General features: G+C 69.7%; 20 protein-coding genes and 1 pseudogene. 10 read left to right on the top strand and 11 right to left on the bottom strand.

Features of this window, described 5'->3' with window-relative positions; all coding sequences use genetic code 11:
• Window positions 1-511, top strand: a pseudogene (locus tag OQF71_RS05005) (HTTM domain-containing protein); the annotation flags it as partial.
• Between the two features lie 39 nt (window positions 512-550).
• Here the strand turns inward: OQF71_RS05005 and OQF71_RS05000 are convergent.
• The 4 genes from OQF71_RS05000 to trpC form a co-directional block, all read right to left on the bottom strand.
• Window positions 551-1,342: a 2-amino-3,7-dideoxy-D-threo-hept-6-ulosonate synthase gene (locus OQF71_RS05000; RefSeq protein WP_280586203.1), complete on the bottom strand. Its 792-nt coding sequence runs from the start codon at window positions 1,340-1,342 to the stop codon at window positions 551-553.
• An 82-nt stretch (window positions 1,343-1,424) separates the two neighbouring features.
• The gene (gene trpA, locus OQF71_RS04995) at window positions 1,425-2,336 is read right to left on the bottom strand and encodes a tryptophan synthase subunit alpha (protein ID WP_280586201.1); all 912 of its coding nucleotides are present in this window, start codon (window positions 2,334-2,336) and stop codon (window positions 1,425-1,427) included.
• The gene (trpB, locus tag OQF71_RS04990) at window positions 2,337-3,641 is read right to left on the bottom strand and encodes a tryptophan synthase subunit beta (protein ID WP_280586200.1); all 1,305 of its coding nucleotides are present in this window, start codon (window positions 3,639-3,641) and stop codon (window positions 2,337-2,339) included. It lies immediately after the preceding gene.
• A complete protein-coding gene (gene trpC, locus OQF71_RS04985) occupies window positions 3,638-4,492 on the bottom strand; it encodes an indole-3-glycerol phosphate synthase (protein ID WP_280586199.1) in 855 nt (284 codons plus the stop codon). Before trpC ends, trpB begins: the two co-directional genes overlap by 4 nt.
• Before the next feature lie 133 nt (window positions 4,493-4,625).
• Here trpC and OQF71_RS04980 point away from each other — a divergent pair, with 133 nt between their 5' ends.
• A complete protein-coding gene (locus tag OQF71_RS04980) occupies window positions 4,626-5,090 on the top strand; it encodes an MGMT family protein (RefSeq protein WP_280586198.1) in 465 nt (154 codons plus the stop codon).
• A gap of 271 nt (window positions 5,091-5,361) precedes the next feature.
• On the top strand, window positions 5,362-5,790 hold the full coding sequence (locus OQF71_RS04975) for a desampylase (protein WP_280586196.1): 429 nt from the start codon (window positions 5,362-5,364) through the stop codon (window positions 5,788-5,790).
• Window positions 5,791-5,821: 31 nt separating this feature from the next.
• On the opposite strand, the gene OQF71_RS04970 is transcribed toward OQF71_RS04975, so the two are convergent.
• The 3 genes from OQF71_RS04970 to moeB all read right to left on the bottom strand — a co-directional run bounded on the left by OQF71_RS04970 (window position 5,822) and on the right by moeB (window position 8,999).
• Window positions 5,822-6,616 carry a universal stress protein gene (locus OQF71_RS04970; protein WP_280586195.1) on the bottom strand — a complete coding sequence of 265 codons (795 nt, stop codon included), beginning with the start codon at window positions 6,614-6,616 and terminating at the stop codon, window positions 5,822-5,824.
• On the bottom strand, window positions 6,616-8,040 hold the full coding sequence (locus OQF71_RS04965) for an APC family permease (RefSeq protein WP_280586194.1): 1,425 nt from the start codon (window positions 8,038-8,040) through the stop codon (window positions 6,616-6,618). The genes OQF71_RS04970 and OQF71_RS04965 overlap by 1 nt, the downstream gene beginning before the upstream one ends.
• A 95-nt stretch (window positions 8,041-8,135) precedes the next feature.
• Window positions 8,136-8,999 carry a molybdopterin-synthase adenylyltransferase MoeB gene (gene moeB, locus OQF71_RS04960; protein WP_280586193.1) on the bottom strand — a complete coding sequence of 288 codons (864 nt, stop codon included), beginning with the start codon at window positions 8,997-8,999 and terminating at the stop codon, window positions 8,136-8,138.
• 249 nt (window positions 9,000-9,248) lie between these two features.
• On the opposite strand from moeB, the gene OQF71_RS04955 reads away from it, so the two are divergent.
• Window positions 9,249-9,512, top strand: coding sequence for a MoaD/ThiS family protein (locus OQF71_RS04955; RefSeq protein ID WP_280586192.1), 264 nt, complete (start codon window positions 9,249-9,251; stop codon window positions 9,510-9,512).
• A 32-nt stretch (window positions 9,513-9,544) separates the two neighbouring features.
• Here OQF71_RS04955 and OQF71_RS04950 read toward each other — a convergent pair whose 3' ends face one another.
• Entirely contained in the window at window positions 9,545-10,564 is a 1,020-nt protein-coding gene (locus OQF71_RS04950) for a pyridoxal-phosphate dependent enzyme (protein WP_280586191.1), read from the bottom strand.
• Window positions 10,565-10,714: 150 nt separating this feature from the next.
• Between OQF71_RS04950 and OQF71_RS04945 the strand changes: the two genes are divergently transcribed.
• Together OQF71_RS04945 and OQF71_RS04940 are read left to right on the top strand one after the other, a co-directional pair.
• Window positions 10,715-10,885, top strand: a complete 171-nt coding sequence (locus tag OQF71_RS04945) for a hypothetical protein (RefSeq protein WP_280586190.1) — start codon at window positions 10,715-10,717, stop codon at window positions 10,883-10,885.
• Between the two features lie 2 nt (window positions 10,886-10,887).
• Window positions 10,888-11,223: a rhodanese-like domain-containing protein gene (locus OQF71_RS04940; protein ID WP_280586189.1), complete on the top strand. Its 336-nt coding sequence runs from the start codon at window positions 10,888-10,890 to the stop codon at window positions 11,221-11,223.
• Between the two features lie 18 nt (window positions 11,224-11,241).
• On the opposite strand, the gene cmk is transcribed toward OQF71_RS04940, so the two are convergent.
• Window positions 11,242-11,856, bottom strand: coding sequence for a (d)CMP kinase (gene cmk / locus OQF71_RS04935; RefSeq protein WP_280586188.1), 615 nt, complete (start codon window positions 11,854-11,856; stop codon window positions 11,242-11,244).
• 161 nt (window positions 11,857-12,017) lie between these two features.
• Here cmk and OQF71_RS04930 point away from each other — a divergent pair, with 161 nt between their 5' ends.
• Entirely contained in the window at window positions 12,018-15,056 is a 3,039-nt protein-coding gene (locus OQF71_RS04930) for an ATP-dependent helicase (RefSeq protein WP_280586186.1), read from the top strand.
• Between the two features lie 131 nt (window positions 15,057-15,187).
• Here OQF71_RS04930 and OQF71_RS04925 read toward each other — a convergent pair whose 3' ends face one another.
• A complete protein-coding gene (locus OQF71_RS04925) occupies window positions 15,188-16,171 on the bottom strand; it encodes a formyltransferase family protein (RefSeq protein WP_280586184.1) in 984 nt (327 codons plus the stop codon).
• A gap of 180 nt (window positions 16,172-16,351) precedes the next feature.
• Between OQF71_RS04925 and purS the strand changes: the two genes are divergently transcribed.
• Together purS and purQ are read left to right on the top strand one after the other, a co-directional pair.
• A complete protein-coding gene (gene purS / locus OQF71_RS04920) occupies window positions 16,352-16,603 on the top strand; it encodes a phosphoribosylformylglycinamidine synthase subunit PurS (RefSeq protein ID WP_280586183.1) in 252 nt (83 codons plus the stop codon).
• Complete coding sequence (gene purQ / locus OQF71_RS04915; RefSeq protein WP_280586182.1) at window positions 16,600-17,277, top strand: phosphoribosylformylglycinamidine synthase I; 678 nt, start codon at window positions 16,600-16,602, stop codon at window positions 17,275-17,277. Before purS ends, purQ begins: the two co-directional genes overlap by 4 nt.
• Window positions 17,278-17,378: 101 nt before the next feature.
• Here the strand turns inward: purQ and OQF71_RS04910 are convergent, their stop codons facing one another.
• Complete coding sequence (locus OQF71_RS04910; protein WP_280586181.1) at window positions 17,379-19,259, bottom strand: cation:proton antiporter; 1,881 nt, start codon at window positions 19,257-19,259, stop codon at window positions 17,379-17,381.
• Window positions 19,260-19,435: 176 nt separating this feature from the next.
• Between OQF71_RS04910 and OQF71_RS04905 the strand changes: the two genes are divergently transcribed.
• Complete coding sequence (locus tag OQF71_RS04905) at window positions 19,436-19,828, top strand: VOC family protein (protein ID WP_280586180.1); 393 nt, start codon at window positions 19,436-19,438, stop codon at window positions 19,826-19,828.
• Window positions 19,829-20,030 lie beyond the last annotated feature (202 nt).

Genomic DNA, 20,030 nt, shown 5'->3' with positions numbered 1-20,030 from the left:
CGCCGCGCCGGGCCCGTCGGCCCACTCGCGGGGGCGACGGGGGGTCCGGGCGGCGGGGAGCTTCCTGCTCGTGGGGGTCTTTCTCGCGCTCGTGGCGTGGCAGGCCGCGGGGGTCGGCCTCGTCGATATCTCGGAGTCGGAACCCGCCGGTGACCTGTCGGAGGTGAGCTGGTCGTTCTTCGCGCCGAACCCGCCGGACACCTCCAGCTGGTACGTCGCGCGAGCGACGCTCGAATCCGGCGAGCCGATCGACGCGCTCGACGGCGGAGCGGTCGCGTTCGACCGCCCGCCGGACGCGGCGGAGACGTATCCGACGACCCTCTGGCATCAGTTCGGACACAGGGTCCGGTACGCCGGAGAGACGCAGTACAGACCGATCGCGGCGTACGTCTGTGAGCGAACGGACCGCAGCGTGGAGTCCGTGACGGTCTATCACGTCGAGCAGGAGGTCGGTCCCGACGGTCCGGTGGGAGACCCGGAGCCGCAAGAGCGGATCAGCGCAGCCTGTTGACGCCTCGTCACTCTCTCACGTCGCCGCGGAGCCGGACCGCTACGCCTCGACGAACCCGCCCTCTCGGAGCGCCTCGCCGACGTCGGCGTCGTCGTGGACGATCGCCGAGACGGCGCGAGCGATCCCCTCGGGGTCCTCGTGCTGGAAGATCGATCGACCCATCGACACGCCGGCCGCGTCGCCGTCCATCGCGCCGCGGACCATCTCGACGGTGTCACGGTCGGTCCCCTTCGAGCCGCCGGCGATGACGACCGGAAGCCGCGTCGATTCCGTGACGCGGGCGAAGGAGTCGCTGTGGCCGGAGTAGCCGGTCTTCACCACGTCGGCGCCGAGCTCCTCCGCGAGCCGGACCGCGTGCCCGAGCGACTCGGGATCGGTCTCGTCGACGCCGGGGCCGCGCGCGTACGCCATCGCGAGCACCGGCAAGCCGAGGCGCTCGGCGTCGGCGGTCAGCTCCGCCAGCTCCTCGATCTGGTCCGGCTCGTGGTCGGAGCCGACGTTAATGTGGAACGAGACCGCGTCGGCGCCGGCGCGCACCGCGTCCTCTGCGGTGGCGGTGACGCGCTTGTCGCTCTCGTCGGGGCCGATCGTCGTCGACCCGTTGACGTGGACGATGTAGCCCGCGTCGTTCTTGTTCGAATGAACGCGCGGCGCGATCCCCCGCTGTGTGAGAACCGCGTCCGCGCCGCCCGAGGTGACGCCGTCGATCGTCGACTCGATGTCGACGAGCCCCTCGACGGCGCCCATCGTGAGCCCGTGGTCCATGGGGACGATGAGGTACCGGTCATTCGTGGAGATACGATCGAGTCGTGCCGAGAGTCCTGCTGTCATGATGGGTTCGGTCGTTGTGTGAGAGTGTGGCAATCGCAGGTAAGTGGGTTTCGTTCGGGGTCGTATTGGCTCGAATCGGCGGTCACCGCGACTCCGCTGCGCCGACGCGGGCGGCGTAGCCGCGCTCGGCGCCCTCCTTCAGCTCCCGCGAGAGCGACTCCAGCCGGTCGGCGACCTCGGCGGTCGACAGGCCGTCCTCGACGCCCTCGGCGACGATGTCGACGAGCGCCGAGCCGACGATGATCCCGTCGGCGCCGCCGGCGACGATGCGCTCGGCGTGCTCGCCCGCGGAGATGCCGAAGCCGACGGCCTTCGGCACGTCGTACTCGGCGAGCCGGTCGAGGCTCTCCGTGGTCTGGTCGGAGACGTCGTCGCGCGCGCCGGTCGTCCCGAGCCGCGCCTGCACGTAGACGTACCCCGACACGCGGCCCATGATCCGGTCGAGCCGGTCGCCGACCGTGGTCGGCGCGACGATGAAGACGAGGTCGAGGCCGAACTCGTCGCACGCCTCCCGGAGCGGGTCGGCCTCCTCGGCCGGGAGGTCGGGGACGACGAGCCCCTCGATGCCGGCCGCGGCGGCGCGCTCGACGAATGGACGCGGGCCGCCGCTCGCGTCCGAGGCGCTTCCCGCTCCGCCGGACCCGTACTGATAAATGAGATTGTAGTACGTCATGCAGACGAGCGGCGCCTCGACGTCCAGCTCCTCGGCGAACGCGAAGAACCGGTCCGGCGTCATCCCGGCGTCGAGCGAGCGCACGAGGGCGCCCTGGATCGTCGGCCCCTCGGCGATCGGCTCGGAGAAGGGAAGCCCGAGCTCGATCACGTCGGCGCCGCCGCGGTCGAGCGCGCGGACGTACTCCAGCGACGACTCGTAGTCCGGGTCGCCGACGGCGAGGTAGGGGACGTAGGCGGGACCGTCGGCGAAGGCGGCGGCGATGGCCGCTGAGTTGCCCGTCTCCGTCTTCGCCGCCGTCTCCGCGGTCCGGTCCGACATTCAAATCCCCCCCGTGAACATCGACATGTCGGGCGCCTCGTCGATGTCGCGCTTGTCCGTCTCCTCGATGGCCGCGTCGAGGTCCTTGTCGCCGCGCCCGGAGACGTTCACGACGACGCGGTCGCCGAGCTCCTCGTGGTGTTCCTCCAAGAAGCCGAAGGCGTGGGCCGTCTCCAGGGCGGGGATGACCCCCTCCGTGCGCGAGAGCCGGTGGAATCCCTCCAGCGCGGCGTCGTCGTCGACGGCGACGGGGTTCACGCGCCCCTCGTCGACGAGGTACGCGAGCTCCGGCCCGACGCCGGCGTAGTCGAGCCCGGAGGAGATGGAGTGACTCTCCATGATCTGCCCGTCGGAGTCTTGGAGGAGCTTGGTGCGCGCCCCGTGGAGCACGCCCTCCTCGCCGGTGTACAGCGACGCCGAGTTCGGTGCGACGCCCGCCTCCTCGTCGACCTCCAGCGTCGAACCGCCAGCCTCGACCGCGTGAAGCGCGACCGCCTCGTCGTCGACGAACGCCGCGAACGACCCCATCGTGTTCGAACCGCCGCCGGCGCAGGCGACCACGTCGGTCGGGAGCGCGCCCTTCTTCTCGATGGTCTGCGCGCGCGCCTCCTCCGAGATGACGGCCTGGAAGTCGCGGACCATCACCGGGAACGGGTGCGGGCCGACGATCGACCCGATGACGTAGTGGGTGTTCTCGACGGTGGTCGCCCAGTCGCGCATCGTCTCCGAGATGGCCTCCTTCAGGGTGCCCCGCCCCGCGGTCACCGGATTCACCTCGGCGCCGTTGAGCTTCATCCGGAAGACGTTCGGACGCTGGCGGTTGATGTCGCGCTCGCCCATGTATATCTCGCAGGGCATGTCGAGGTGGGCGGCCGCCATCGCGGTCGCCGTGCCGTGCTGGCCCGCGCCCGTCTCCGCGATGATCCGCTCTTTGCCCATGTACTTCGCCAGCAGGACCTGTCCGAGCGCGTTGTTCAGCTTGTGCGCGCCGCCGTGGAGCAGGTCCTCGCGCTTGAGGTAGACCTCGGTGTCGTAGCGCTCGGAGAGCCGGTCGGCCCGCTGAAGCGGGATGGGGCGCCCGCCGAAGTCCGCGAGACGCTCGCGGAACTCGTCCATGAAGCCGTCCTCGTTCTCTAGGACGTACCGCTCGTAGGCGTCGGTCAGCTCCTCGATCGCCGGCATCAACGCCTCGGGGACGTACTGGCCGCCGTAGCGGCCGAACTTCCCGTCCTCGCGGCCGCGCTCGCGGCCCGGGCGGCGCGAAAGCTCTCCAACCTCGCTCGTCGATGATTCGGTTTCGCTCATGTGGGTGTCTCCGTGGTGTCGGTGGCCTCGTCGATGACCGCCTCCGCGTCGTCGTCCGCCTCTCCGTCCGTCTCCGCCTCTCCGTCCGTCTCCGCCCGCGTCAGGGCCCGCGTGTTGGCCTCGACGTCGCCGTCCATGATCGCGCTCCCGACGAGCAGCGCGTCGGCGCCGGCCGCCCGCATCCGGCGGACGTCTGCCGGGGAGGCGATCCCGCTCTCGGCGATCAGCGTCACGTCGTCGGGAACGTGGGGCGCCACGGACTCGAAGGTTCCGAGGTCGACGACCAGCTCGGCGAGGTCGCGGCTGTTCACGCCGATCGTCGTCGCCCCCGCCTCGAGCGCGGCGTCCAGCTCCTCGCGGTCGTGAACCTCGACGAGCACCTGAAAGCCGCGCTCACGGGCGGCGGCCAGCAGGCCCGAGAGGTCGTCGCCGACGAACCGCGCGATCAGCAGGACGACGTCGCTCTCGACGGCGTCGAGCTGCGACTCGGCGACGACGAAGTCCTTGCGGAGGACTGGCACGTCGACGGCCGCTCTGACGCGCTCCAGCACCTCGACGCTCCCGCCGAAGTGCTCCGGCTCGGTGAGCACCGAGAGCGCCGCGGCGCCGCCGGCGACCATCGATTCGGCCAACTCGACCGGGTCGTCCTCGCGGGTCCCGTCCGTGGTCGGGCTCGTCGGCTTTACCTCGGCGACGACCGGCACGCGCCCGTCGGCCTCGGCCCGGTCGAACGCGGCGCGCAGGTCGCGCGGGTCGGCGTCGACGCGGTCGGTACGGCCCTCGGCCGACCGGTCGCGAGCAGCCGACAGTATCGACCTGACCGCGGGGGCCAGCCCGGTTGTATCCTCCATTAGTGTACACTAATGCACGTATATGTTCATAAGGCTTGCGGGCGCGGCCGTCTGGGGACGGGCCGAGTCCGGCCGAGACGCGTCGTCGGTCCGGTCCCCGCGTTTTAAGAATCGGGACCGCCTTACGACGGGTATGAATACGACGGGAACGTCGGGCGTCTTCGCCCGCGAGTTCGAGGCCCTCGGTCGCCCGGTCGAAGTCGGCTTCGCCGGCGGGCGGGTGATCTCGATGTCGTTCCCGGCGGACGTGCCGGCGGACGCGGAGACGGACCACGAACTGCTCGACCGGATCGGCGCGTACGTCCGCGGGGAGCGCGACGAGTTCGCCGACGTCGCCGTCGGTCTCACGGTGCCGACGGACCGCCGCGACGTCCTCGAAGCGCTCCGGACGGTCCCCTACGGCGAGGAGGTGTCCGTGAGCCGCCTCACCCGCTTGGCCGCGCTCGACCCGGACGACCCGGACGACCTCGAACTGGTGACGAGCGCGCTCGACGAGAACCCGATACCGGTCCTCCTCCCGGACCACCGAGTACAGGGCGGGCCGTACGCGACTCCGAGAGAAGTACGCGGCGCGCTGCGTCGCGTCGAAGGGCTGTAGCAGGGAGGGCCCGAGGCCCGGAGTCCGGCGACCTACTCGGACGACCGCCCGCGGCCGTGCTCCTCGATGGTCTCCCAGCCGACCGTCGCCAGCTCGTCGGTCTTCTCGACGAGGTCGTCGACGGCCCGCGCTGCGCGTCGCTCACGGTCGCGAGTCCGACCGCGGCGGCAAAACCGTCACCCAGCCCGTCAACGACTGCCGTTACCTGTGACGGAGCGCGGCCCTTGCCGGTCGGGACGGACTTATCGGTCGGAGTCGCCTTCGCTCCTCCATGATCGAACTCTCACGGGCGGTGTACGACGACATCGTGTACCACGCGTACGGTGGCGGCGAGGCGGAGATCTGCGGCGTCCTCGCCGGTACTCACGGCACCGACGACGAGTCGAGCGTCGTCACCGAGGCGTATCAGGCCGAGAACGTCGCCGAAACGCCCCAGATCCGTTATCTCATCGACCCAGAAGAGCAGTTCGAACTCATCGAGACGATCGAGGACGACGGGCTCGACGTGGTCGGCTTCTACCACTCGCACCCCACGGGTCCCGCCCACCCGAGCGAGACGGACGCCGCGCGGGCGACGTGGCCCGGCCACTCGTACGTGATCTGCGCGCTGGACGGCTACCCGTTCCTCGGCTCGTGGCGCTGGCGCGGCGACGAGGCGGGGTTCGATCAGGAGACCGTCTCGGTGCGGAGCGAGCGGTAGGCTCCGTTCGCTGAAAACGCGACGCTCCGCACTACTCGTCGCTAGCGGCCGTCTCGCCCGCGTCGGCCCCGTCGGCCCCGTCGGAGTCTCGGCGGTCGCGGACCACGAGGACCGGACCGACCGAGGCGGTCGCGACCCGTTCGCTCTCGTCGCCCAACACGAACGACCGGAACGAGGGCGCGCGCTCGCCCATCACGACCGCGTCGTGGTCCGGGACCGCGTCGATCAGCGCGTCGAACGCCGAACGGTCCCTCGCGACCACGGTGTTCACGGCGATCGCCGCCTCGCGAAGCCGCCCCACCGCAGCCTCCAGTCGCGGGTCGGCGGCATCGGCGGCGTCGGTTCCCTCGGACGTGGCGGCGTCCGTCACATCGTCGCCGGGGGCCTGCGAGCCCCCGGCCAGAACCAGCGTGACGCCGATGTCGCGACCGCCGATAAGCGCCTCGACGAACGAGAGGATCCGGTCGACGTCGACGTCGCCGGAGAGCGATACGAGGATCCGATCGACGTCTCCGGTCGTTCCGGTGACGGCGAACGCGTCCGCGTCCACCTCGCCGGCTACCCGCTGGATCGTCTGCTGGCGGTCGTGCGTGAACACGAGTCGATGGTCGGCCGCGCCGCCCGCGGCCCGGAACTCCTGACTGAGGTCGTCCAGCGCAGACGTCGCGCGCTCCTCGAACTGGAGTCGGGCCTGGTCCGGCGGCGTCTGCTCCGGCAGGACGTGGTAGCCGAGCACCGTCACGTCGACGGTACCGAGCAGCGACATCAGGCCGGGCGAGACGCCACCTCCGTCGAGTACCGCCACGGGTACGAGTACGCGCGTCATTACAGGGCCCCCTTGAGCTCAATATCGCGGGCGTAATAGAAGTACCACCCGGCCGTGACGGCGATGACCGCGACTCCGACCGCGATGGACAGCGGGTTCATGAACGCGATCAGTCCGAAGCTGGCGAGCGCGCCGAGCACGGGAATGACGGGGCCACCGGGCACCACGAAGTCCGGGTCGTACCACTCGGGACGGTCGCGGCGGATGGCGACGAGCGCGACGCACATCAGCCCGTACATGATCAGGTGGAGGAAGGAGGCGACCTCGGCGAGCAGTTGGACCTGCCTGGTCGCCGCGAGGACGATCACCGGGCCGCCGGCCATGCCGAGCGCCACGTGCGGCGTGCCGTATCGCAGGTTGATCCGACTGGCCCGCTGGGGGAGGAGCGCGTCCTTCGAGACCCCGTAGATCGCCCGCGAGGTGCTGAGGATCGACGCGTTCGCCGACGACATCGTCGCGAGCAGCCCGCCGGCGATGATCACGAGCGCCCCGGCGGGACCCAACAGCGCTCGGCCCACCTCGACCATCGCGGTCTCGCCGGCCGCCAGCAGCGCGTCCCGCTTGAAGACGTTCGTCGCGACGAAGATGGTCAGGACGTACAGCACCGTGACGATGAGCACGGACCCCACCATCGCCAGCGGGAGGTTCCGCCCCGGGTCCTTCATCTCGCCGGCCACGGTGGCGACCTGCGCGAAGCCGAGGTACGAGGTGAACACGAGCGCGGCGACCGAGAGTATCGGCACGGCCTCCCAGACGTCCACGGCCTCGCCGGGCGGGGTGTCGACGGCGACGAATCCGAACGCCTCCAACAGCCCGAAGCCGAGGAAGGCGACCAGCATCGAGAGCAGCAGCGCGACGATGCCGTTCTGAAGCTTCGCGGCGTTCTCGGTGCCGGTGACGTTTAACACGGTGAACGCGACCCCGGCGACGACGGCGATGGCGGAGACGATCGCGCCCGGGGCGGCGCCGACCGTGATCCCCACCTGCGCGAGCGCGTCGAGGGCGTAGAACCCGAGTCCGACGAGGTAAAACGCCGTCGCGAACACGAGTCCGAGCCACAGCGAGAGCCCGATGACCGTCCCGGGGAGCGTTCCGAGGCCACGGGAGATGAAGTAGTAGCCGCCGCCGCTCCGCGGCATCGCCGTCGCCAGTTCGGAGGTGGGAAGCGCGACGAGGAGGGCGATCACTCCGCCGACCGCGAAGGAGGCGGCCGCCGCCGCCCCGATCTCCCCGCCGGCGAGCCCGGGGAACACGAAGATCCCGGCGCCGATCATCGTTCCGATCCCGATCGCGAGGCCGCCGCTCAGCCCGATAGAGCGTTCGAGCTCGGCGTCCTCCGTGATCGTCGCCTCCGCCGTTTCGACGACGGTTTCCGCGACCGGCGCGTCGCCGTCGAGGTTGCGGCCGGTCGGTTCGTCAGTCATGTGCTCACGGGTACAGGGACTCGGTTTATAAGCGATTGGTATCAGCGCCCGGTCAGGAGCTGAGAGGGGCGGTCGACCGAGCGGGCCCGGACCGATCAGTCGCTCGCTTCGATCTCCGGCTCCGCCTCGTCGTCGCCGCCGACGTCGATGGCGCAGGAGGCGCTGTACTCGACGTCGTGGACCGACTCGATGGCGGGGTCGTCGCCGCACACCGGGCAGTCGTCCCGCTTGGGGATCTCCACCTTGTCGAACTCCATGTCGAGCGCGTCGAAGAACAGCATCGAGCCGTCGAGCGACTCACCTTCGCCGATGATGTGTTTCACCGTCTCGGTTGCCTGCAGACAGCCGACGGTTCCCGGGAGGACCCCGAGGACGCCGGCGGTCGCGCAGTTCGGGACCATCCCGGCCGGCGGCGCCTCGGGGAACAGACAGCGGTAACACGGCGAGTCGTCGTCGCCCGCGAACGTCGTCACCTGCCCCTCGAACTTGAAGATAGAGCCGTGCGAGAAGGGAATCCCGGCGAGCGTGCAGGCGTCGTTGACGAGGTACCGCGTCGCGAAGTTGTCCGTCCCGTCGACGACGAAGTCGTAGCCCTCGATCAGCTCCTCGACGTTCTCGGCTGTTACCCGCAGCTCGTGCTTCCGCACGTCGATGTCGGGGTTGAGCTGTGCGACGAAGTCGGCGGCGGAGTCGACCTTCTTGCGGCCGACGTCGTCGTTCGCGTGGATCACCTGTCGCTGGAGGTTCGACAGCTCGACCTCGTCGTCGTCGGCGACGCCGAGCGTGCCCACGCCGGCGGCGGCGAGGTACTGGATGATCGGCGCGCCGAGCCCGCCGGCGCCGAGCACGAGCACTTCGGCGTCGAGCAGGGCCTTCTGCCCCTCGGGACCCACGTCGTCCATGATGATGTGTCTGGAGTAGCGGTCGAGCCGGGTCGGATCGAGGTCGAGATCGCTCATTACGTCGCATTGCGGCTACGGGCGCATAAGACGGCCGGCCACCGGCGCGTACTGCCGCCGTCTCTGAGGCGCGTACCGACCGGTGCATCCGCCGCGCGCCGAACGAGGGGCGCGTTCGGCCCGCTTGGAACACGGGCTCGACGAACGAAACGGCAACGGGGGCGTCGGCCCGGACTGCCGACCGTGTTAGACCGTGGCCGACGTTGCCGTCGGCGGGCGTCTTTTTGGGTGCGACGCCGAACGAGTGGCATGGCGACGATCAAGCTACCGGCCGTTCTGGTCGGCGGGTCCGCGACCTCGGAGGTCGAAGTCGCGGGCGACACCGTCCGCGAACTGTTCGACAATCACGCCGACGAGCACGGCCCGGAGCTCCGGGACAGCGTGCTCGAAGACGGGGAGATCAAGGAGTTCATCAACGTCTACGTCGAGGGGACGCCCGTCGACGCCGTCGACGCCGAGGTTCCCGCCGACGCGCAGGTCCGCGTCATCCCGGCAGCGTCCGGCGGTCGGTAACGGCTTCGGTTCTCGGTTCGGGCGGAGTTCCGTTATAAATAGTCCTCCCAGAGCGGGATGTCCGCGTACTTGTCGCCGCGGTCGCACAGCATGAACACGACCACGTCGTCGTCCGCGAGATCGCCCGCCGCGTCGAGGTTCGCAACCGCGGCCGCGCCCCCGCCCGCAGACGTGCCCACGACGAACTGGTCGTCGACGCGGAGGTGGTCCCGGACCGTCGCCTCGTCGTGCTGGCCGGGGTCGGCGATCGGCACCGGGTCGTCCGAGTAGCGTTCGCGGAGCGCCCGCGCGCTGTCGTAGGCGTCCGAGGTGGTGACGTACGCCGTCCGGTCGAGCACCGATTCGTCGTACGTCTCGGGGTGGTAGTGGTCGCCCGTCTTGAGGTATTTCAGGCCGTCGATGGCGTGGAGCCGCTCGTCGGGCTCGAAACCGACGACCTCCACCGCGCCGTCGCTCAGGTCGGTCAGCCCGCGGCCCGTCCCGCTGATCGTCCCCCCGGTGCCGACGCCAGCGACGAAGCGCGTCACGTCGCCGTCGGTCGCGTCGTATATCTCCCGGGCGGTCGTCCGTTCGTGAGTCCCCGGGTTGTCAGGGTTCTCGTACTGGTTCGGGCGGAAGTACGCCTCGGGGTCGGCGGCGATGATCTCCTCGCACCGCTCGATGACGGCGTCGTAGCCGAGGTTGGCGTCGACGAAGTGGATCTCCGCGCCCGCGTCCCGGACGGCGTCGACCTTCCCGCCCGCCGCGTTGTCGGGCATGACGATCTCGACGTCGTAGCCGCGCGCCGCCGCGAGCCGCGCCACCTCGCTGCCGGTGTTGCCCGAGGTCGGCTCGATGACGGTGACGCCGGGCTCGAGCTCGCCGCGCTCCTCGGCGCCGTCCAGCATCCCCTTCGCGATCCGCGACTTGATCGACCCGCCGCCGTGCGGGGCGTCGTGGAGGTTGAACCACTCGACTTTCGCGTACACGTCCGCGTCGGACTCGACGCCGAGGTCGAGCTCCACGAGGGGCGTCTCGAAGATCGTCGACTCGTCGACGACGTACTCGCTCATAGGTCACGTAGACCGCTCTCCGACAAGAGTCCGACGGAAACGGCGGCCTCGACCCTCATCGCGGTCGTTCGTCGGATTTGTGCGTCCGAGATACGGGAGAAGTCTGCCGGTCACGAAAGGGGTTACCGGGGCAGTCGCGTACCGCTCCGCATGAGTAAACCATCGTGGGACGACGTCGTCGGGATCCCCGACGGGCTTGAGGATGGGACCGCCGAGGTGCTTTCGGACGACGCGACCGCCGAGGTGCTTTCGGACGACGCGACCGCCGAGGTGTGGAAGTCGGGCGACGGTCGCTACCGCAACCCCGTGCGGAAGGAGTAATCATGGTCGAGGAACTCGCCCCCGAGGAAGTCAACGAGCGCGTGCAGACGGGCGACGTCCGCGTCATCGACACGCGATCGCCCGCGCAGTACGAGCAGGGCCACATCCCCGGCGCGATCAACGTGCCGCTCGGAGATCTCCCGTCTCGGGTCCCCGATATCGAGTGGGACGACACCGACGTCGTCTGCGCGTGTCCGGTCGGCCAGTCCTCGAAGCAGGCCGCGATGCTGATCAGCAGCTACGAGGGCGTCGAGGACGGCGTCGTCGTCGCCAGCATGGCCGGCGGCTACGAGGAGTGGGACTTCGAACTGGAGACCGGCGCGCCCGCCGACGCCTGAGCGACGGCCGGATTTCACCTAGATCTCGAAGTCGGGCGTGTCGAACGCGCCCTCGTCGGCGTTGACGTCGTACCCTTCGATCGCGGTGAGCGCGACGTCGAGCGTCGTCTCGACGTCCCACCGCCCCGTGTTGATCGCGAGGTCGTATATCGAGCGATCGGACAGGTCGATCCCGTAGTACGACTGGTAGCGCTTCTCCTCTATCACCTCGCGGACCTGCATCTCGGAGGTCATCTCCTCGCGGTCGAGCGTCCGGTCGGCGCGCACCTCGTCGGGCGCGTCGAGCCAGATCCGAACGTCGGCGCGGTTCCCGGCGATCCACCCGGCGAGGCGCGACTCCAGGATGAACGCCTTGTTCGCGGCGCCCCACTTCTCGGCGATCCGGCGGAGGCGCCGGTCGAGCGCGCGGTCGATCTCCTCGGACTCGCCGGTCTTCGCGATCAGCTGCGACAGACTCATGTCGCGCTCAGCGGCGATTTCGCGGAACAGCTCCCCGCCGGAGACGTAGCCGCAGTCGAGCGCCTCCGCCAGCCCCTCGACCAGCGTCGTCGCCCCGCAGCCCGGCGGACCGGAGACGGTGACGAACAGGTTTCGGTCGATTTCCCGCTCCGTCGCCCGCGAGGTTCCACTCATACGTGCGGCGTCACGGACGGATAGCGGATAAGCGGGCCGGTTCGCGCACCGCGACGAGTGCGGTCGCGTCGCTCGCGCGGCGTGCCGACCGCCGAGGTCCACGCGGCCGACACCCGGCACCGACACAACCGATATCCCTCCGCGCGCCCACGTACGCGACAGTGACAGAAGTCACGGAACGCGGCGCGGAGCGCCCGTCGGCGCGGGCGCTCCTCCGCGAGGCCCTCGCCGGCGACAGCGAGGCGCCACACGCCTCTGGCAGCGAGGGACAGAGTCTCTCGGGCAACCGGGCTTCGCCCGGTGACAGTCGGACGCAGTCCGACGACGCCCCGTCCGTCGAGTTCGACCCTGAGACCGTTCCCCTCCCGGACGCCGACGCGCTCGATCGGCTCTCGCCGCCGGTCCGCCGCTGGTGGGTCGAGGAGTTCGGCGCGTACGTCGGCGAGAACGGCGGCTTCTTCACCCCGCCGCAGCGCGAGGCGATCCCCCACGTCGACGACGGCCGGAACTGCCTCGTCGCCGCGCCGACCGGGAGCGGGAAGACCCTCGCGTCTTTCATCGCCGTGCTCGACGACCTCTTCGCACGGGAGCGGGCGGGCGAGCTGGGTAATTCTGTGTACTGTCTCTACGTCTCGCCGCTGAAGTCGCTCGCGAACGACATCAAGCGGAACCTGGAGGTTCCGATAGAGGGGATCGCGGCGGAGATGGAGACCCGAGACGGTGAGGAGGGTGACCCAGACCCCGGCGTCCGGCAGGCGATCCGCCACGGCGACACGAGCAAGGCGGACCGACAGGCGATGCTGACGGAGACCCCGCACGTGCTCAACACCACGCCGGAGACGCTGGCGATACTCCTCAACTCCCCGAAGTTCAAGGAGAAGCTCCGGACCGTCGAGTACGTCATCGTCGACGAGATCCACTCGCTGGCGGCGAACAAGCGCGGCACCCACCTCTCGGTCTCACTGGAGCGACTCGCCGACTTGGCCGACGCCTCGCCGACCCGAATCGGCTGCTCGGCGACGGTCGAACCGCTCGACGAGGTCGCCGAGTTCCTCGTCGGCCGCGAACGCGTCGCCGGCGACAGCGAGGGACGAAGTCCCTCTAACAGCCGGATGCAATCCGGCGACAGCGAGGCGCAAGGCGCCTCTGGCAGCGAGGGACACAGTCCCTCGGGCAACCGGGCTTCGCCCGGTGACAGTCGGACGCAGTCCGACGGTGTCGGCGACGAGTCGGGGCTCGAACCCCGCCCGTACGAGCTGGTGGACGCGCGGTTCGTCCGGGAGTTCGACCTCGAACTCCGAACGCCGGCGGCCGACCTGATCCACACGCCCCGGTCCGTCGTCATCGACCGCTTCTACGACTCGCTCCACGAGCTGATCGAGGCCCACGAGAACACGCTAGTGTTCACGAACTCTCGGTCGGGCGCGGAGCGCACCCTCCAAGAGCTCCGCGAGCGGTTCGGGTACGACGAGTCGGATTCCGGCTGTCACCACGGGAGCCTCGGCGAGGGACGGCGGACCCGGATCGAGGAGGGGCTGAAGGCGGGCGAGCTCGACGTGGTCACCACCTCGACGAGCCTCGAACTCGGCATCGACATGCCCCACCTCGATCTGGTGGTGCAGGTGGGGTCGCCGAAGTCGGTCGCGGCGCTGCTCCAGCGCGTCGGCCGCGCCGGACACAGCCCCGGCGAGACCGTCGAGGGACGGGTGTTCGCGCTCGACCGCGACGAGCTGATCGAGTGCGCGGCGATGCTCGCCCGCGCCGAAGAGGGGTTCGTCGATCGCGTGTTCCTGCCGGAGGGCGCCTACGACGTGGCCGCTCAGCACGTCTACGGGATGGCCATCAATCGGATTCGGCCCGACCGCGAGGTCCGCGAGACGCTCCGCCGCGCGCACCCGTACCGCGACTTCGGCGAGGACGAGTACGAACGGCTCATGCGGTACCTCACGGCCGACTACGAGGGGCTCGAAGACCGGAACGTCTACCCGAAGGTGTGGCGCGACGAGAACGACCCGCCGGACGGCGAACACCACCACGAGGAGCATCCGGTCGGCGAGCTGCTCGTCGGGAAGCGCGGCCGGCTCGCGCGGGTCATTTACATGACGAACATCGGGACGATCCCGGACTCGTTCAGCTGTCGGGTGCTCACGCGCGACGGCGACCCGGTCGGAACGCTCGACGAGAGCTACCTCGACACGCTCGGCTCCGGCGACGTGTTCGCGCTGGGCGGCGAGCGGTTCGCCTTCCGGTACCGCCGCGGCTCGAAGGTGTACGTCGATCGGACGAGCGAGCGCCCGACCGTCCCCTCGTGGTACTCCGAGCGACTGCCCCTCTCGTACGACCTCGCACGGGAGGTGCTGGCGTTCCAGAGCGAATTACTCGATCGGCTCCGAGACGGGGGGCCGCCCGCGGTCCGCGCGTGGCTCCGGGGGTTCCCCCTGGACGGGAGCGCGGTCCGGGCGATCACTCGAATGTACGACGAACAGGTCGCGTACGCTGGCGCCGAGAGCGTTCCCACCCCCGGGCGGCTCGTCGTCGAGGAGGAGCTCGACCGCGCCGAGTACAAGCGCCGGTTCTACGTCCACTCGAACTACGGCCGCCGGTTCAACGACGGCCTCTCGCGGCTCGTCGCCGGCGCGGTCGCGAACCGCACGGACGCGAACGTCGCGGTCGCGGTCGCGGACCGCGGCTTCTCGCTCGCACTCCCGCTGAACCGCAAGGTCGACGTCGCCGCGGTCCTCCGCGAATTGGACCCCGAGACGGTCCGTGACGACCTCCGCGAGGCGGTGCGGGGGACCGATCTCCACCAGCGCTACTTCCGGATCGACGCCGCCCGCTCGCTGCTCATCTTAAAACGGTACAAGGGGTACGAGAAGACGGCGTCCGAACAGCAGGTGTCGGCCGAGATGCTGCTGTCGTTCGCCGAGGAGCTCGAGGAGTTCGCCGTGGCGGAGGAGACGTATCGGGAACTTTTGGAGGACCGGCTCGACGTCGACGGGCTCCGTGAGGTCCTCGGCGGGGTTGCGGTCGGAGACATCGAGGTCGTCCGCCACACGGTCGACTCGCCGACCCCGCTGTCGTTCGGGCTCGCGACGCTCGTCGACTCCGACACGGTGCTCGCCGACGACGAGTCGGCGGTGCTCCGGGAGTTCCACGCCCGCGTCATGGAGTCGATCGAGGACGGAGACGACGGGCGATAGGGGTCCGCTCCGCGACGTCCGTCCCTCCCGCTCGCCGGTTCAACCGAGCCTCCCGGAGATCGGTCGCTCCCGCGCACCGACGGTCAGTCGCTCCCGCGCACCGACGGTCAGTCGCTCCCGCGCACCGACGGTCAGTCGCTCCCGGCCGGCGGCGTCTCCGAGCGCGACAGCGGCTCGCCGTCGACCGGCTCGTCGGGGTTGGCGTCGATCGCCGCCTCGCTGAGGCCGAGCTGCGCGTCGACGTCGTCGTCCTCGCGCACGTGGACCGTTCCGCGGTGAATCGCAATCGCGTCGGCGAGGTGGAGGCGGACAGCGTCGAGCAGCACGTCGGCCTCGAGGGGCTGCCCGCGGCGCTTGATCTCGTCGACGTCGGCGCCCGCGGGCACGTCGAAGGAGCGCTGGGCGATCACGGGTCCCTGATCGAGGTCGGTCGTGACGTAATGGGCGGTGACGCCCGCGATCCGGACGCCGGCGTCCTTCGCCTGTCGGTACGCCTCCGCGCCGGGGAACGCCGGCAGCAGGGAGGGGTGGACGTTGATGATCCGGCCCTCGTACCGGAAGACGACCTCGGGCGAGAGGATGCGCATGTAGCGGGCCAAGGCGATCAGGTCCACCTCGTACTCTGCCAGCAGGTCGAGCAGTCGTCCCTCGTCGGTGTTGCCGTTGCCGTCGCCCACGTCGTAGAAGGGCTTGTCGTAGCGCTCCGCGAGCGATCTGAGGTCGCCGCGGTTGCCGATGACGACCGGGATCTCGGCGTCCTCGCCGTCGTCGACGAGGTCGCCGTTGGCCTCCGCCTCCAGCAGCGCCTCGGGCGCGTGCGTCTCCTTCGTGACGAGCAGCGCGATTCGACGCGCGTCCCGGTCGCTCGGGAACCGAACCTGGATGTCCACGTCGAGCTCGCGGCCGAGCTCGGCGAGCGCGCGCCGGAGCTCGCCACGAGAGGTCTCCATCTCCGAGGCGTCCACGCGCGTCGTCATCCGGAAGACGCCCTCGCGGACCGCTTGGTCGAGGTCCTCGATGTTGATTCCCCGCTCGAACAGCAGGGAGGTGACCCGCGCGATGAGTCCGGTCTTGTCTCCTCCGACCACCGTGATCTCGGTCAGTTCGCGGGTCATGCGACGATCACCTCCGCGTTGTCGAGCGGCTGCATACACCGTGACCAAGTCGCGGAGGGGTTTGCCCCTTTCGTTCCGCGCGGAGCCTGCCGCCCGCACGATCGACCGACATATATCCACAAACGTGGATATAAAAGGCGTTCCAAAACGGTTTTTACACACGACTCCGCAGTATCGGACATGACGGCATACACCGCGACGGTGACGGTCCGGCTGAAGCGGGGGGTCCTCGATCCGGAGGCCGAGACCACCCAGCAGGCGCTCGAACGCCTCGGGTTCGAGCTGTCGGACCTCCGGTCCGCCGACCGCTTCGAGGTGGACCTCGAGGCGGCAGACGCCGACGAGGCCGCCGACCGCGCCGACGAGATGGCCGAGCGGCTCCTCGCCAACCCGACCATCCACGACTACGAGGTCGCGGTCACCGAGCGATGACGGTCGCCGTCGTCCAGTTCGGCGGCTCGAACTGCGACCGCGACGCGGTCCGCGCGCTCGAACACGTCGGCGTCGACGCCGAGCGCGTCTGGCACGAGGACGGGCTCCCCGCCGACGCCGACGGAATCGTGCTTCCCGGCGGCTTCTCGTACGGCGACTACCTCCGCGCCGGCGCGATGGCCGCCCGCGCCCCGGTCATGGCGGAGGTCCGAGAGGCCGCCGCCGGCGGCGTCCCCGTGGTCGGCGTCTGCAACGGCGCGCAGATCGGATCGGAGTCCGGACTCACCCCCGGCGCGTTCACCACCAACGCCTCTGCCCGCTTCCAGTGTGAACCCGTCCACCTGCGCGTCGAGCGCGCCGACACGCCGTGGACCGCCGCCTACGACGAGGGCGACGTGATCGAGGTCCCCATCGCGCACGGCGAGGGGCGCTTCGAGATCGACGAGGCCGCTCACGCCGACCTCGTTGCGGAGGGCCGCGTGCTCTTCCGCTACTGCGACGCCGACGGGAACGTCACCGACGCGGCCAACCCCAACGGCTCCACCGACAACGTCGCCGGCGTCCTCGGCGAGCGCGAGACGGTCGCCGTGCTGATGCCGCACCCCGAGCGCGCCACGCTCCCGGACCTCGGTCGGAGCACGGACGGCGCCGGGATTCTCCGGGCGTTCGCCTGACCGGCGACTCGCTTCCGCCGCGGGTGCGCGATGTATCCGTGCGGTCTCGTCGTGACGACGCTCACAGCCGCCGGTCGCGGGCCGACGTCGATCCGCCGTGATCAGTCGTCACCCACCAACGCCATTCCCTCCCTGACGGCCTCTCGCGGCCCGATGAGGGTGACTCGGTCGCCGAGGCCGAGCGTCGTGGTCGCCCTCGGCACTCTGACCGATTCCCCGTCGCTGTCGCCGAGCACGGCGATCAGACAGGCTTCCGGAAGCATGGGTCCGATCTCGCGAACGGTCTTCCCGGCCAGCGCCTCGTTCGTGAGTTCGACCTGTTGCACCTCCCCCGACTCCCCGATACCGGTCATCCAGCGCGCCAGGTCGGGTCGTTCGATCTCGTTGTCGAGCGCCCACGCGGCCGACATCGCGGCCGAGATGGTTCTCACGCCGAGGTCCTCGAACGCGTCGACGTTGTCGGAGTTGTTCGCCTTGGCGAGGATCGTCTCGACGTCGAACTTCGTCTTGGAGAGCTGGGCGACGAGGAGGTTCGTGTCGTCGTCACCGGTGGCGGCGACGACGATCTTGGCGTTTGCGGCCCCCGACTTCTCCAACACCGACGTGTCGGTGCCGTCGCCGATGACGGTGCCGAAGCCGGCGTTGCGGAGCGACTCGGCCGTCGACTCGTCCTGCTCGATGATGACGACGTTCTCGCCGCGGTCCTCGAGGCGTTTGGCGAGCTCACGACCGACCTGTCCGCCGCCGACGATGATGACTCTCATGGGTATCACGTTGAGGTATTGTGCGATGTAGCGCGCCAGACCGCCCTGCACGAGGGCGGTGACGAAGATGACCAAGAACACCGTCCCGATCAGCAGGTCCGCCTGCTGTGCGAGCGCGGGGTCGTTGAGCTCGACGGCGGCCGTCCGGAGCTCGGTCGCGAACAGCGTCGCGACCGACGCCGGGATGATCCCTCGCGGACCGATCGAACTGATGAACAGCCGCTCGGAGAGCGTGAACCGGTCGCCGACGGTGGAAACGAACACGAGGAGCGGGCGGATCACCACCGCGACCGCGACGACGACGCCGACGCCCGCGAGGCCGACGTCGAATATCGCCGCCGGCGGCAACTGCGCGGCGAGCGCGATGAACACGAACGACAGGACGAGGAGCGTGATGTCGCCTTTGAAATCGGTTATCTCGTCTTTGTACGGGATGTCAAGATTCCCGAGCGCGATCCCGGCGGTGGCCGCCGCGGCGACGCCGGCCTCGCTCGCGAGTTGGTTCGCGCCCGCGTACGCGACGAGCGCGCCGGCGAGCACGAGCAGTCGCGCGTTCCGCGGTGCCGATCCCAGCGAGAGGTCGACGTAGCGAAGCAGGTAGTAGAGGATCCCCGCGACGACGAATCCGACGAGGAGCCCCTCGCCGATCCTGACGGCGAACCCCTGGATCAACCCCTCGCTGGCGACGCTCGGGTTCACTGTCTCGAAGAGCACGACCGCCGTGATCGCGGCCGTCACGTCGTTGACGATCCCCTCGGTTTCGAGCACGGCCGCGACCCGGTCCCTGACGGGGACGACCTCGAGGATCGGCGAGATGACCGTCGGCCCCGTGGCAACGAGCAGCGCACCGATGACGAGCGAGAGTCCCCACGGGAGCCCCTCCAAGAGCCGGACGGCGACCGCCGTTCCGACCAGGGCGATGGCGGCGCCGACCGTGACGAGTCGGACCGCCGCCCGCGGTGCCGTCTGGATGCGTTCGAACTCCAGGTGGAACGCGCCCTCGAAGACGATGATCGCCACCGCGAGGCCGACGATCGCCGGGAGCGAGTCACCGAAGCTCTCGCTCGTCACGATGCCGAGTCCCGGGCGACCGATGGTCACCCCGACCAGCAGGAAGAAGATGATGCTCGGGAGGCGGAGCTTGGCAGCGAGCACCTGGGCGAGGACGCCGAGCGCGATGATACCGGCGACGAGCGGAATCAGAAGCTCCTGTGCCACGCTCGGTCCCTCTTGTCGACTCTCTCCTAGCGACGGGAGTTAAATTAGTTGGTGCCGCGGTCGCGCTCTCGGGCGATCCGGCGGTCGAGCAGTCGGGCGGGGCACGGACGGCGCGGGGACCCTGGAGGGGTTCGTCTGACTGTCCCTTTTTTGACGCCGAGACCGAACTCGTGACCATGCAGGCACGCCACATCGACCACGTCAACCTCCGCATCCCGGCCGACGGCGTCGACGACGCCCGGGAGTTCTACGGCGAGCGGCTCGGCTTCGGGATCGAGGACGACCCGTACGCGGCCGGCGAGAAGCCGTTCTTCGACGTGCGGCTGACGCCGGAAGCCGTCGTCCACCTCTGGCCCACCGATTCGTTCGAGCCGCCGACCGCGACGAACTACGACCACGTCGCCGTCCTCGTCGAGGAGTCGATAGCGGAGATCGAGGCCGAACTGGACGCGGCCGGCGTCGAGATCGAGAAGACGCTCGACTCTCCGCTCGGCGCGACCGGGGAGGCGCCGGCGGTGTACGTCAGGGACCCGTTCGGGTATCGGGTGGAGCTGAAGGCTCGGGTGTGAACTCCCCCATTCGCGAAAGCCAAGCCGACACCGAGCGGATCGTAGCGTTACTCCACGAGAATTTACGCCACGAGAACGGCCATCGCGCGTGGAAGAACGACTATCGCGCGTGGAAGGTGGAAACGATAGCCGGGCGACTCGGACCGGACGCGGACGCCGTTAGAGGTCATGGATGACAGGCTCACGCTTATTACCGTAGAGG

This window comes from Halorubrum sp. Boch-26 (assembly GCF_029889805.1).
Classification (GTDB): Archaea; Halobacteriota; Halobacteria; order Halobacteriales; family Haloferacaceae; genus Halorubrum.
The sequence above is the reverse complement of the archived record's forward strand: the minus strand, read 5'-3'. Positions and strand labels throughout refer to the sequence as shown.

What these genes read in the sequence shown, in the direction of transcription:
- OQF71_RS05000 (WP_280586203.1), bottom strand. Translation starts at nt 1,342, where the DNA reads ATGACAGCAGGACTCTCGGCACGACTCGATCGTATCTCCACGAATGAC.
- trpA (WP_280586201.1), bottom strand. Translation starts at nt 2,336, where the DNA reads ATGTCGGACCGGACCGCGGAGACGGCGGCGAAGACGGAGACGGGCAAC.
- trpB (WP_280586200.1), bottom strand. Translation starts at nt 3,641, where the DNA reads ATGAGCGAAACCGAATCATCGACGAGCGAGGTTGGAGAGCTTTCGCGC.
- trpC (WP_280586199.1), bottom strand. Translation starts at nt 4,492, where the DNA reads ATGGAGGATACAACCGGGCTGGCCCCCGCGGTCAGGTCGATACTGTCG.
- OQF71_RS04980 (WP_280586198.1), top strand. Translation starts at nt 4,626, where the DNA reads ATGAATACGACGGGAACGTCGGGCGTCTTCGCCCGCGAGTTCGAGGCC.
- OQF71_RS04975 (WP_280586196.1), top strand. Translation starts at nt 5,362, where the DNA reads ATGATCGAACTCTCACGGGCGGTGTACGACGACATCGTGTACCACGCG.
- OQF71_RS04970 (WP_280586195.1), bottom strand. Translation starts at nt 6,616, where the DNA reads ATGACGCGCGTACTCGTACCCGTGGCGGTACTCGACGGAGGTGGCGTC.
- OQF71_RS04965 (WP_280586194.1), bottom strand. Translation starts at nt 8,040, where the DNA reads ATGACTGACGAACCGACCGGCCGCAACCTCGACGGCGACGCGCCGGTC.
- moeB (WP_280586193.1), bottom strand. Translation starts at nt 8,999, where the DNA reads ATGAGCGATCTCGACCTCGATCCGACCCGGCTCGACCGCTACTCCAGA.
- OQF71_RS04955 (WP_280586192.1), top strand. Translation starts at nt 9,249, where the DNA reads ATGGCGACGATCAAGCTACCGGCCGTTCTGGTCGGCGGGTCCGCGACC.
- OQF71_RS04950 (WP_280586191.1), bottom strand. Translation starts at nt 10,564, where the DNA reads ATGAGCGAGTACGTCGTCGACGAGTCGACGATCTTCGAGACGCCCCTC.
- OQF71_RS04945 (WP_280586190.1), top strand. Translation starts at nt 10,715, where the DNA reads ATGAGTAAACCATCGTGGGACGACGTCGTCGGGATCCCCGACGGGCTT.
- OQF71_RS04940 (WP_280586189.1), top strand. Translation starts at nt 10,888, where the DNA reads ATGGTCGAGGAACTCGCCCCCGAGGAAGTCAACGAGCGCGTGCAGACG.
- cmk (WP_280586188.1), bottom strand. Translation starts at nt 11,856, where the DNA reads ATGAGTGGAACCTCGCGGGCGACGGAGCGGGAAATCGACCGAAACCTG.
- OQF71_RS04925 (WP_280586184.1), bottom strand. Translation starts at nt 16,171, where the DNA reads ATGACCCGCGAACTGACCGAGATCACGGTGGTCGGAGGAGACAAGACC.
- purS (WP_280586183.1), top strand. Translation starts at nt 16,352, where the DNA reads ATGACGGCATACACCGCGACGGTGACGGTCCGGCTGAAGCGGGGGGTC.
- purQ (WP_280586182.1), top strand. Translation starts at nt 16,600, where the DNA reads ATGACGGTCGCCGTCGTCCAGTTCGGCGGCTCGAACTGCGACCGCGAC.
- OQF71_RS04905 (WP_280586180.1), top strand. Translation starts at nt 19,436, where the DNA reads ATGCAGGCACGCCACATCGACCACGTCAACCTCCGCATCCCGGCCGAC.